This window comes from Pseudoalteromonas distincta, from assembly GCF_005877035.1.
Taxonomy (GTDB): domain Bacteria; phylum Pseudomonadota; class Gammaproteobacteria; order Enterobacterales; family Alteromonadaceae; genus Pseudoalteromonas; species Pseudoalteromonas distincta.
The window spans coordinates 429,048-441,003 of sequence record NZ_CP040559.1; the positions used below are offsets into that span (position 1 = coordinate 429,048).

Below are 11,956 nucleotides of genomic sequence, written 5' to 3' on the forward strand. Positions count from 1 at the left end.
GTTAGCTACCTCTGTATGTAGAGTAGCCAAACGGGCTAAGCAACAATGGGATATGGTGATGTTTAGTATCTTGTAATCTAAACGTTATTTGCGCCTCTGGGTAAAACGCAGGGGTAGGTTGGTTTTGGTAGTAGCTATCTAAATCAAATACTAGCTTATAGGTTGCAAATTCTACTTCTGTATTTAGCCAGTCGGTAATTCGCCCATCGGTATCGGTTGTGCCTTGGGTTAGTTGTACCCATTCGTTATTTGTAAGTTTAAATAGCTTAACAGCAACGTTTGCCGCAGGTTTTCCGGTGCTGGTATCAAGTATATGGGTGGTAATAGGGCTTTTGTTCATACTTTTATTCATAGCAGTGACTCCAATCTTATTTTTGTTATTTTGGCTTGTTCGCCCGCGGCTATATTTAGCTCTGTACTGCGGGTGTTGTGTATGCGCTGCTCTATGAGTTCGAGCATTTGTTCGGCCGTTTTACCGGTGGCGCACACAATAAAAATAAAGCCAAACTTGCTAAGGTACTCTTTATTAAGGGCAATCATTTTGGTAAGTACGGCCTCGTTTGCTTTGCTCATACCTGATTGCTCATGCCCCGCTTTTTGTGCGGTAGCAGCGTATTTTTTGCTAAGGGTTGATAAGTCGCCTATTTGCGGGTGGCCTTCAAAGGCAGCTAAATAGTCGCTCTCGCCAAGGCTATCCCATATGCTTTGTGCGCATTCAAACAGCTGTTGAGCACTTTTAAATGGCATTGCTTTTATCATGCCCGCTACCCAGTTAGGGGCCGCGCAGCAATGCTCAAGTGCTTGTTTTGCTTGTGCATCATTTAGCGTATTTATTTGTAAACTGCTCATGCGTCTACTTCCTCCTGCGTGGTGCTAATTAAGGCATTTTTTAGTGTGCGCCATTGCAAGCCTTGGCGTTTTGGCGCTTGGGTTTGCATAGCCTGATAAAGGCCAATTAGCTGTCCACTAATCGAAATAGCCACTTCCATTGGTAATTTGCCCGTAATATTTTTAAGCCCAACAGGGCAGGTCATTTGTTGTATTTGAGCGGCTGTAAAATCGCGATGTGCTAGGCGTTGTTTAAAACGTTTTGCTTTAGTGTCAGAGCCAATAACGCCCAGCCAATTGGCATCAGCGCGTTTAATAATGGCTTGGGTGAGTGCAAAGTCGAGCTGGTGGTTATGGGTCAATATTAAGTAGTTGTTAGACTTAGGTGCACGCTTTACTTGTTCTGTGGGCTCTTCATCAACCACTTTTACTACGTTATTTGGAATAGTCTGTGGGAATACATCTGCGCGGCTATCTATCCAGCGTATGCGCATAGGCAGCTGTGCCAATATACCAATAAGCGCTTGTGCTACATGGCCTGCGCCATAAATGTCGAGGGTAAAGCGCTCGCATTGCATGCATTCAAGCATAACGGTGGCAGCTCCGCCGCAGCACTGGCCTAAATTTGCACCTAGGTTAAATTGCTCAATTACTTGGGCGGCTTCGCCTTTGGCAAGTAGTTCGCGGGCTTTTTCTATTACTACGTACTCAAGATGGCCACCGCCAAGGGTGTCGTAAATATGCTCGCCGCTTATTACCATTTTAGAGCCTGTGCCGCGTGGGGTTGAGCCATTGGTGCCAAGTACCGTGGCAATTACATAGTTAGTGCCGCTTTGTTCGTGCTCGTTTATAGCCTGCGCCCAATTTTGCGTATGAAAACCCTGAAACGACTCATTTAAATTAGTCATGTTGATGCTCCTTAAACCAGCTAGCGGTTTGCTCAATTGCACTCAATACTCGCTCTGGGGTTGCGGGTGTATCCAGTGGGGCGGTGTATTTATAATCAGCCACACTACTTATTGCATTACGAATGGCGCTCCATACACTAAAGGCCAGCATAAATGGCGGCTCGCCTACGGCTTTTGATCTAAACACGGTGGTTTCTGGATTTGCTGAGTTATAAAGATTGACGTTAAATTCGGCAGGGGTATCGCCAATGGCTGGTATTTTGTAGTTGGCTGGGCCAAAGCTTGCAAGCTGGCCTTTATCATTCCATTGTAAGTCTTCGGTTGTTAGCCAGCCCATACCTTGTACAAAGGCGCCTTCAATTTGGCCTATATCAAGAGCTGGGTTAATTGAGCTGCCTACATCATGCAGTATATCAACGCGAGTTACCGTGTTTTCGCCCGTAAGCGTATCTACTTCTACTTCACTCAGTGCAACGCCGTGTGCGTAGTAAAAAAATGGGCGGCCTTCGCCTTTGGCTCTGTCGTAATGAATTTTGGGTGTGGCGTAATAACCGGTAGATGAAAGCGATATACGATTCATGTAAGCAAGATTTGCAAGTTCGCTAAAGCTAATTTCCCCTTTACTAAAAGTAATGAGGTTATCTTTAAATACAACAGTGTTGCTGTCTACTTCAAAGTGCTCGGTAATAAAATCAATTAAGCGCTCTTTTATTGTGTTTACTGCATTTAGCGCCGCCATACCGTTTAAGTCGGTACCGCTTGAGGCCGCTGTTGGTGAAGTGTTTGGCACTTTGTCGGTACGCGTAGCACTAATACTTACCGCGTTAAAATCGACCCCAAAGCCATGGGCCACAATTTGCGCAATTTTGGTGTTTAGCCCTTGGCCCATTTCGGTGCCGCCGTGGTTTAAATGTATAGAGCCATCGCTATATACATGTACTAATGCACCAGCTTGGTTTAAATGTTGTACCGTAAACGAAATACCGTATTTAACCGGCGTCATCGCAAGGCCTTTTTTGATAATAGGTGACGATACGTTAAATGCTTTAATAGCCTCTTTACGTGCCCAGTAGTCACCCGACTCCTCAAGCTGAGCAATCATATCTATTAAAATATGTTGCTCTACGGTTTGATGGTACGGCGTGGTATCGCGGCCTTTTTTGTATAAATTGAGTTTTCGGATCTCAAGCGGATCTTTACCTAATTTGGCGGCTATATCGTCCATTATTAGCTCGCCCATAATCATGCCTTGCGGGCCACCAAATCCTCTAAATGCGGTATGGCTTACGGTATTTACTTTACAGCGATTACCCTTAATTGTGGCGGCTGGGTAGTAGTAGGCGTTATCGACATGAAACATGGCGCGGTCTACAATTGCATCTGATAAATCTGGGGAGTAGCCACAAAATCCGTTTACGGTAATGTCGGCACCTTCTATTAAACCATTTTCGTCAAAACCAACATGATAGTGATTATAAAACGGGTGGCGCTTACCGGTTAATTTAAAATCGTCGCTACGGGCTAGGCGCATTTTTACTGCGCAGCCAAGGTGGTAAACCGCAAGAGCTGCAAGGCATGCCCATGGTGCGCCTTGGGTTTCTTTTCCGCCAAAAGCACCGCCCATACGGCGGGTTTCTACGTTTACAAAGCTAAATGGCTTTTTTAAAATTTTAGCAACTAAGTGCTGCACCTCAGTAGGGTGTTGCGTAGAGCATTGAACATGAATGCCCCCGTCGTTATCAGGTTGCGCCAGCGCTATTTGGCCCTCAAGGTAAAAGTGTTCTTGCCCGCCTATGTTTATTTCGCCTTTAAGCTGGTGGGCTGCGTTATTAATGGCTTGTTCGCTGTTACCACGGTTAAGTGAATGGGGCGGCCTTACCCAATGCTCTTTGCTAATTGCTTCTTTAATATCAAGTATGGGTGTGGTTTGCTCGCACTCTATAACCACTAAACGTGCCGCGCGGCGCGCTATTTCATAGGTGTCGGCAACTACTACCAGCACAGGTTGTCCGTGATATTGAATTTCATGGTTAGTGAGTAATACGTCACCAGGAAATACTGGGCCAATATCTAATTTACCCGGTACATCTTCGGCCGATAAAATACGTTTAACGCCTTCAACTGCCAGTGCGAGACTGGTATCTATTGATTTAATAAAGCCGCTTGTAACAGGGGCGAGCACTGGGTAAGCATGCAGGCAACCGTATGGCTCAGGGTTATCGTCGGCAAAATTTGCACTGCCACAAACTTGTTTAATAGCGCTTTCGTGATATTTAGATTGCCCAACGCTACCACCTTGCGCTTTTAGTTTATCCATTTCAAAGTGACGCATGTGAGATCCTCGTAATGGCAATGTTGTTATTGTTGCGTGCTTGTGGCTCACAAAACTCAATACCAATGCGTTGTAATAAGTTTTTGCTTACCGTGGTGCGATAATGCGCACTGCTTCTTACATCGCTCATAGGCGTAAAGTCATTATTAATAGCCGTTGCTGCGTCTATAAAACTACTTACTTGTAATGATTGAGATATCAGCTTTTGCTCAATATGATGTGCGCGTTTAGGAATAGCTGCCATACCGCCCATAGCGCAGCGGGCTTGAGTAATCATGTTTTGTGAATGCTCTATAGCAAGCACCAAACACACGGTAGATATATCGTCTTCAAAGCGTTTTGATATTTTATGACACGCCAGTTTTAGTGACTCTGGGCGCTTTGGAATTGTGAATTTACTTATTACTTCATCGCTTTTAAGAACTGTTTTTTTATAATCAATAAAGTAGTCGGCAGCTTTAATAGTGCGCGTACCAGCGCTGCTTAATAAATCCATTGATGCATTAAGAGCGATTAAAAGTGGAGCGGGATCGCCAATCGGAGAGGCATTCCCTATGCTGCCACCTAGTGTGCCGCTGTTACGTACTTGGCTTGATCCTAAGCGTTCAAATAGCTCTTTTGACTCTGGGTAATGGTTATAAAATGCCTCAACAAATTGGCTATAAGGTAGCGCTGCACCTATGTGTAACTCACCGTTATTATCTGCCAAGGTGCAAAGATCCTTTACTTGGCTAAGGGAGATAATTACATCCGGTAAGAGCATGTTTTGGCTAAGCTCAATGGCAAAGTCGGTGCCACCAGCAACTAAATGTGCATAAGGATAAAGCGCTTTTAGCTCAACAAGTTGTTGGGCAGTTTGTGGTAAGTAAAATTTACGAGGACCATTTTTTAAAAATGGAATATCGTCATCATATTGTGTATTAAGTGATGCTTTAAATTGAGCGGCCATTGCTGAGTAAGGTTCAGCTTTACGCTCATAGCTATAGGCTTTTTCGGCTGCAAGTAATATAGGGCTATAACCTGTACAACGGCATAAGTTACCGCCAAGTGCATGAATAACCGCTTTTTTACCAGGGTACGTTGGCTCATTAATATAAAGAGCCAACAAGCTCATTATTATACCAGGCGTACAAAAACCACACTGCGAACCATGGCACTCTACCAGTGCACGTTGTACGGGATGTAAATCGGTTAAGTTTGGGTATAAGCCAGTAGTCACAGCCTCTACCGTTACTATATGTTTTGCATGCGCATTACCTAATAACAATAAACAGCTGTTCATTGTTTTGTATTGCCAACTAGTTTGCCCGTTTGCATTTATACGCTCTTCACCCACTAAAATTGTGCACGCGCCACAGTCGCCAGTTGCACACCCTTCTTTGGTGCCCACTTTCCCTTTTTTGGTGCGTAGCCAGTCCAAAATGGTGAGACTTGGCGAACATTCTTGTACTTCAATTGGCGTGTTATTTAATAAAAATTGAATCACACAGACCCCCTTAATTTTTATAAAGCCCTGATACATAAAGGCTTGGCGTATGTTTTTTCTTGTTGTTTGCGCACGGGTAAGAAAAATACTTTTTCATCTTGGTAAGTATATTGCAGTTACCATGCCATTGTTGACCGGTTGGTCAGTTGATGTTTTGAGTAGGTTAAATTGCTCATTAAGTACAAATAGGCCCTAATAATGAATAATAAATACCGCCTTACTATGCAGGGAATGACAAAGCAGTATCCCGGATGTATAGCCAATAATGACGTAACCTTAAAAATTAAGCATGGTGAAGTGCATGCCTTATTAGGTGAAAACGGTGCAGGTAAAAGCACATTAATGAAAATGCTTTATGGTGTGGTTAAACCTGACCAAGGGGACATGTTTTTCAACGGCCGTATAATGAATATAAAAGAGCCTGCTGATGCGCGTGATTTAGGCATTGGAATGGTGTTTCAGCACTTTTCGTTATTTGAAACACTTACGGTCGCCCAAAATATTGAACTAGCGTTAGGTGATTTAGCAGGGCATAGCAGCACGCTTGCGGGTCGAATTACGAAAACATCAACACGTTATGGTATGCCATTAGACCCTCATAGACTGGTATCAACACTTTCAACTGGCGAGCGCCAACGAGTAGAAATTGTTAGATGCTTATTATTAGATATTCAGTTACTTATTTTAGACGAACCCACTTCAGTACTGACTCCACAAGAAGTCGATGCATTATTTAAAACCCTAAAGTCACTTAAAAAAGAAGGCTGCTCTGTGCTGTTTATTAGCCATAAACTGCACGAAGTGATTGAGCTATGTGACAGTGCTACCATTTTGAGAGGCGGGAAAGTAAGCGGGCATTGTATTCCTAAAAACGAAACTAGTGAGTCAATTGCTAGGCTGATGGTAGGCGACAACACGCCAATTAGTAACCAAACTCGCAGAGCTTTGGGTACTGCGGATTTTTTAACCGTTAATAATCTAACCACCGCCGCACAAGCGTTATTTGAAACACCCCTTAAAAACATTAACTTTGCAGTACAGCAAGGCGAAATAGTGGGGATTGCGGGTGTTGCTGGCAACGGACAAGAAGAGTTATTAAAAGTGCTTTCGGGGGAGCAGATTCAAGCTAGTAGTAGCGCCATTAAATTTAAAAATACCGTAGTTGATGCACTGTGCCCGCTAAAAAGGCGCCGCCTTGGGCTTGCATGTGTGCCAGAGGATAGGCTTGGGCGAGGAGCCGTGCCCACTATGGATTTAGCACAAAATGCACTGCTTACTAGTTTTGATAGTGGACTAGTTAAAAATGGCTTTTTAGTAAAACAAAAAATTACTGAGCTTGCTAATAAAATCATTACAAAATACAAGGTTAAAACACCAAGTTTTCGCACTCATGCAGCTAGCCTTTCAGGTGGTAATTTACAAAAATTTATTATTGGTCGCGAGGTAGAGCAAAGCCCAAAACTACTCGTTATGTCGCACCCTACTTGGGGTGTAGATATAGGCGCACAAGTGGCGATACATGAAGCTATTTTAAAGCTTCGCGACGAAGGGTGTGCGGTACTCGTTATTTCAGAAGATTTAGACGAACTTTATAAAATTTGCGACCGTATTGGCGCGATTTGTGATGGCAAACTGTCTCCTATTTTAAATACCGATACCGTACCGCTTGTGCAGTTAGGGCAGTGGATGGCTGGCGACTTTAGCGATGTTTTTAATAACCAGCCTAAAGTACACACACCACAAGGGGCACTCGCATGATTAAGTTAGAACCACGTGTTGAACGCTCACCGGCTTGGAGTTATCTCTCTCCTGTTTTAGCTATTTTACTCACATTAATAACCGGTTACGTGGTGTTTGCCTTATTAGGGCATGATCCTTTAAATGCCCTGTATACATTGCTTATAGCACCTGTTGCCGATTGGTATGGTGTAACTGAGCTACTTGTAATGACCATTCCTATTTTGCTATGCGCCTATGGCTTAGCGCTTTGTTATAGAGCATCGGTTTGGAATATAGGCGCAGAAGGGCAACTGCTTATTGGTGGTGTATGTGCAAGTGCTGTAGCCGTTAACTTTGTTGACTCAACAAGTGCTTTTGCAATGCCACTTACATTATTCGCTGGTATTGCTGGTGGCATGTTGTGGGCGGGGCTTGCTGCTTTTATGAAGCTGCGTTTAAACACCAATGAAATTTTAGTCACCATAATGCTCAACTACATAGCAGTAAATGTATTGCTGTGGGCTGTTCATGGGCCACTCAAAGATCCTCACGGTTATAACTTTCCTGAAAGTGCATTGTTTGGCGATAGCACGCTATTACCTATTTTATTCGACGGTACTCGATTGCACTTAGGCCTGGCGTTTGCGTTATTAGCGCTATGCGCCACATGGGTTTTTATTAGTAAAACCTTTATAGGCTTTCAAATACAAGTACTTGGGCTTGATGCATCCGCGGCCAAAATGGCGGGTTACAAACGAGCATTATTAATTGCCGGAGTGCTAGTTATTAGCGGGGGCTTGGCGGGGCTTGCTGGAGCGGGCGAAGTAGCTGGGCCTATTGGGCAGCTAGTTCCGCAAATATCACCCGGTTATGGCTATGCCGCCATTATTGTTGCTTTTTTAGGGCGACTCCACCCAGTAGGAATTACGTTTGCGGGCTTATTAATGGGGCTTATTTATATGGGAGGTGAACTTGCGCAAATTAACATGGGATTACCTAACGCTATAACCGGTATTTTTCAGGGGTTAATGCTGTTTTATTTACTCTCGTGCGATGTGCTTATTACTTATCGCCTTAGATTTTCGCTGCCATTTAAACAACAAAAAGCGCAGCCAATACATATTGCACAGGAGTCTTAAATCATGGAATTAGATGTAATTACTAATATTTTATACGCCACTATTCGTACAGGCACCCCCTTATTGCTGGTGGCGCTGGGTGAAATGGTATGCGAAAAAAGCGGCACCTTAAATTTAGGGCAAGAAGGCATGATGCTCTTAGGCGCGGTGGCAGGGTTTATAACCATGTACCAATGCGACAACCTATTTATTGGTTTTACGGTAGCAGCTTTGGTTGGTGTTATGGCCTCACTTATTTTCGCTTTTGTAGCGCTTAATTTAAATGCTAGCCAAGTAGCGGCAGGTTTGGCGCTGACTATTTTTGGTACAGGCCTTTCGGCATTTTTAGGTGCCGACTATGAGGGAAAAACCATTAACGCGTTACCTACTTTAGCAATTGCAGGGTTTGAGCATATTCCAGTTTTAGGCAAAGCGCTATTTTCGCAAGACGCCATTGTGTATTTAAGTTGGGGTTTAGTGCTTGGTGCGTATTTGTTTTTTAAATACCACAGAGCAGGGCTTGCAGTACGAGCTATTGGCGAAAACCCAAGTGTGGGTAATAACTTAGGATTACCTGTAATGCGTACTCGTTATTTAGCCGTTATGTTTGGCGGCGCACTGGCTGGCATTGCGGGCGCATACTTGTCGTTGGCTTATACACCACTTTGGACTCAAAACATGACGGCAGGGCGAGGTTGGATAGCTCTTGCTTTAGTGGTGTTTGCAAGCTGGCGTATTGAGCGCGTAATGCTTGGCGCTTATTTATTTGGCTTTGCCAGCATTATGCACTTAGTGGCACAGGCTTTTGGGTGGGCTGTGGAGTCTAACTTATTAGCCATGTTGCCTTATGGTGCAACGCTTATAGTACTGATTATGCTCAGTAAAAATAAACAAAAATTAAAAATGTACGAACCCATGTGGCTAGGTAAACCTTGGCACAAGGGTCATTAAATTAATTACAAAATCAATAAGGCAAATCACCTGCTTCAACAGGATATTAAAAATATAACACGGAGAATAACAATGAAAAAACTTATAACAGCACTCGGGGTTGCATTGAGCTTAGGCATAAGCGCATCTGCTATTGCAAAAGATAGCGTAAAAGTTGGCTTTGTATATGTAAGCCCCATAGGTGAGGCCGGTTGGACTTATACACATGACTCTAGCCGCCACTACCTTGAAGAAAAGTTTGGCGACAAAATAGAAACCACTTTTGTCGAAAGCGTACCAGAAGGGGCGGATGCAGAGCGTGTTATTACGCAACTGGCTAAAAGCGGGCACGATTTAATATTTACCACGTCGTTTGGCTACATGAACCCAACACTTAAAGTGGCTAAACGATTTCCTAATGTAAAGTTTGAGCATGCCACAGGCTATAAACGCGCAAAAAACGTAAGCACTTACTTTGATCGCATTTACGAAGGACGCTACCTAACAGGTGTTATTGCAGGGCACATGAGTAAAACCGACAGTATTGGTTATATTGCTGCGTTTCCTATTCCGGAGGTAATACGCGGTATAAATGCATTTACGCTTGGTTTGCGCTCAGTAAAGCCTAATGCAAAAGTAAAAGTAGTGTGGGTTAATAGCTGGTTTGATCCAGGTAAAGAGCGCGAAGCTGCCGATAGCCTAATAGATCAAGGCGTTGATATTATTACCCAACATACTGATTCGCCTGCACCATTGCAAGCAGCGCAAGCCGCTGGTATTTACGCTATTGGCTACCACTCAGATATGAGCGGATACGGTAAAAAAGCACATTTAACGGCAGCGGTTCATCACTGGGATGAATTTTATGCAGATCGCGTACAGCAAGTACTTGACGATAAATGGCAATCGCAAGATATATGGAAAGGGATAGGCTCAGGGATGACTCGCTTAGCGCCGCTAAGTAAAGACATTCCAAGTGATGTAGTGAGTGAAGTAAATGCTATTTCAGAGAAAATTGGTAAAGGTGAATTTCATCCATTTACTGGCCCTATAAAAAATCAGCAAGGTGAGCTGGTTACAAAAGCTGGGCAGACTATTGATGATAAAACCTTACTCGGCATGGACTTTTACGTTGAAGGCGTAGAAGGGCAGCTTAAATAAACGCAGACGTATTTGAATTAAAATAGGGCAGGGCGTTAATACCTTGCCCAAGTTTAAGCGCTAAAAGGATATTGACCATGTCAAACCAAGAAGCTATTTCAGAAGACATAATTTACGCGGTAGATGATAAACCAGGGCTAACTGAATCATTTTTTGCTGCACTACAGCACGTACTCGCAAGCTTTGTAGGCATTATTACACCCACACTTATTATTGGTGGGGTGCTTGGCCTAGCAGCTGAAATACCATATTTAATTAGTATGGCGTTGTTTGTATCGGGTGTTGGTACGTTTATACAAGCGCGCAGAGTAGGGCCTGTTGGTTCTGGACTTATATGTGTGCAAGGCACCAGTTTTGCTTTTTTAGGCACTATTTTGGCCACAGGCTTTACTGTTAAAGCTACGGGTGGCAATAACGATGAAGTGCTCGCTACTATTTTTGCTGTGTGTTTTTTAGCGGCCTTTGTAGAGATATTTATTAGTTTTTTTATAGAAAAACTCGGCAAAGTAATTAAGCCTGTTGTTACCGGCGTGGTTATTACCACTATAGGCGTCTACCTTATAAAAGTGGGTATGACCGACATAGGCGGCGGCCAGTGGCTATTAACTAATAAGCCTGACGAGTTTGCCTCACCAAGTAACCTAATTGTTGGTTTTTCGGTTGTTGCTTTAGTGGTGCTGCTTAATGCAAGTAAAAATCAATGGGTAAGGCTAACAGCCGTGGTTGTAGCCATGATAGTAGGTTGGATACTGGCCGTTATATTAGGAATAGCCAAATTTGAAGTCGGCGAGTTTGATTTAATCGCCATGCCAATACCGTTTAAGTACGGTTTTAGTGTAGATTTTGGTGCGCTTATAGCCTTTGGCTTTTTATACCTTATTACTGCAATTGAATCGACAGGCGATATTACTGCCAATTGTGCTGTTTCTAAGTTACCTGTTAGAGGGCCTACTTACTTAGCACGCATACGCGGTGGTATTCTAGGTGATGGCGTTAACTCGATGATTGCGGCCTTATTTAATACTTTTCCTAATACTACTTTTAGTCAAAACAACGGGGTTATTCAGCTAACAGGTGTTGCCAGCAGGTACATAGGCCTGTGGATCGGCGGTATTTTAATCATCCTTGGTTTGTTTCCTGTGATTGGCGCTGTATTACAAAATATACCTAAACCCGTTTTGGGCGGTGCAACGCTTGTAATGTTTGGCACCGTAGCAGCCGCTGGGGTCAAAATACTTGCCAGCGAAAAAATAAATCGCAGAAGTTTACTTATTATTGCGGTGAGTTTGGGGCTCGGGCTAGGTGTTAGTTTTGTACCGGAGTTGTTTGCAAACGCACCTAAGTTAGTTACTGCCATATTTGGTAGCGCAGTGACGGTGTCGGGTATCACCGCAATAATAATGACGTTGGTACTACCAGAAAATTACTCAGCAAGTACGGATCATCTTAACTAAACTAATAAAAATCATAAAAG

10 protein-coding genes are annotated in these 11,956 nt (G+C 43.5%); 5 read left to right on the forward strand and 5 right to left on the reverse strand.

All coding sequences use genetic code 11. The features are described from left to right. Position 1: 1 nt before the first annotated feature. The 5 genes from uraH to xdhA are packed head-to-tail and all read right to left on the reverse strand — an operon-like array spanning position 2 to position 5,554. Positions 2 to 352: a hydroxyisourate hydrolase gene (gene uraH / locus FFU37_RS18625; protein ID WP_033028479.1), complete on the reverse strand. Its 351-nt coding sequence runs from the start codon at positions 350 to 352 to the stop codon at positions 2 to 4. Further along, positions 349 to 849 carry a 2-oxo-4-hydroxy-4-carboxy-5-ureidoimidazoline decarboxylase gene (gene uraD / locus FFU37_RS18630; protein WP_004334571.1) on the reverse strand — a complete coding sequence of 167 codons (501 nt, stop codon included), beginning with the start codon at positions 847 to 849 and terminating at the stop codon, positions 349 to 351. The genes uraH and uraD overlap by 4 nt, the downstream gene beginning before the upstream one ends. Next, entirely contained in the window at positions 846 to 1,736 is an 891-nt protein-coding gene (gene xdhC / locus FFU37_RS18635; RefSeq protein WP_007378417.1) for a xanthine dehydrogenase accessory protein XdhC, read from the reverse strand. Before xdhC ends, uraD begins: the two co-directional genes overlap by 4 nt. Further along, positions 1,729 to 4,068 (reverse strand): xanthine dehydrogenase molybdopterin binding subunit, encoded by a 2,340-nt coding sequence (gene xdhB, locus FFU37_RS18640; protein WP_138490274.1) that lies wholly within the window; start codon positions 4,066 to 4,068, stop codon positions 1,729 to 1,731. The genes xdhC and xdhB overlap by 8 nt, the downstream gene beginning before the upstream one ends. Then, positions 4,055 to 5,554, reverse strand: coding sequence for a xanthine dehydrogenase small subunit (xdhA, locus tag FFU37_RS18645; protein WP_138490275.1), 1,500 nt, complete (start codon positions 5,552 to 5,554; stop codon positions 4,055 to 4,057). Before xdhA ends, xdhB begins: the two co-directional genes overlap by 14 nt. A gap of 198 nt (positions 5,555 to 5,752) precedes the next feature. Between xdhA and FFU37_RS18650 the strand changes: the two genes are divergently transcribed. The 5 genes from FFU37_RS18650 to FFU37_RS18670 all read left to right on the forward strand — a co-directional run bounded on the left by FFU37_RS18650 (position 5,753) and on the right by FFU37_RS18670 (position 11,936). Beyond that, a complete protein-coding gene (locus tag FFU37_RS18650; protein WP_004334583.1) occupies positions 5,753 to 7,312 on the forward strand; it encodes an ABC transporter ATP-binding protein in 1,560 nt (519 codons plus the stop codon). Further along, positions 7,309 to 8,412: an ABC transporter permease gene (locus FFU37_RS18655; RefSeq protein WP_138490276.1), complete on the forward strand. Its 1,104-nt coding sequence runs from the start codon at positions 7,309 to 7,311 to the stop codon at positions 8,410 to 8,412. The genes FFU37_RS18650 and FFU37_RS18655 overlap by 4 nt, the downstream gene beginning before the upstream one ends. A gap of 3 nt (positions 8,413 to 8,415) precedes the next feature. Continuing rightward, a complete protein-coding gene (locus FFU37_RS18660; RefSeq protein WP_024591976.1) occupies positions 8,416 to 9,342 on the forward strand; it encodes an ABC transporter permease in 927 nt (308 codons plus the stop codon). Positions 9,343 to 9,414: 72 nt separating this feature from the next. Further along, complete coding sequence (locus FFU37_RS18665) at positions 9,415 to 10,482, forward strand: BMP family ABC transporter substrate-binding protein (RefSeq protein ID WP_039486641.1); 1,068 nt, start codon at positions 9,415 to 9,417, stop codon at positions 10,480 to 10,482. A 77-nt stretch (positions 10,483 to 10,559) separates the two neighbouring features. Further along, positions 10,560 to 11,936 (forward strand): uracil-xanthine permease family protein, encoded by a 1,377-nt coding sequence (locus tag FFU37_RS18670; RefSeq protein WP_004334596.1) that lies wholly within the window; start codon positions 10,560 to 10,562, stop codon positions 11,934 to 11,936. Positions 11,937 to 11,956: the final 20 nt, after the last annotated feature.

Excerpts from the sequence above, each read along its gene's own strand:
- FFU37_RS18650 (WP_004334583.1), top strand. The coding sequence starts at position 5,753 with ATGAATAATAAATACCGCCTTACTATGCAGGGAATGACAAAGCAGTAT.
- FFU37_RS18670 (WP_004334596.1), top strand. The coding sequence starts at position 10,560 with ATGTCAAACCAAGAAGCTATTTCAGAAGACATAATTTACGCGGTAGAT.
- FFU37_RS18665 (WP_039486641.1), top strand. The coding sequence starts at position 9,415 with ATGAAAAAACTTATAACAGCACTCGGGGTTGCATTGAGCTTAGGCATA.
- FFU37_RS18660 (WP_024591976.1), top strand. The coding sequence starts at position 8,416 with ATGGAATTAGATGTAATTACTAATATTTTATACGCCACTATTCGTACA.
- xdhC (WP_007378417.1), bottom strand. The coding sequence starts at position 1,736 with ATGACTAATTTAAATGAGTCGTTTCAGGGTTTTCATACGCAAAATTGG.
- uraD (WP_004334571.1), bottom strand. The coding sequence starts at position 849 with ATGAGCAGTTTACAAATAAATACGCTAAATGATGCACAAGCAAAACAA.
- FFU37_RS18655 (WP_138490276.1), top strand. The coding sequence starts at position 7,309 with ATGATTAAGTTAGAACCACGTGTTGAACGCTCACCGGCTTGGAGTTAT.
- xdhB (WP_138490274.1), bottom strand. The coding sequence starts at position 4,068 with ATGCGTCACTTTGAAATGGATAAACTAAAAGCGCAAGGTGGTAGCGTT.
- uraH (WP_033028479.1), bottom strand. The coding sequence starts at position 352 with ATGAATAAAAGTATGAACAAAAGCCCTATTACCACCCATATACTTGAT.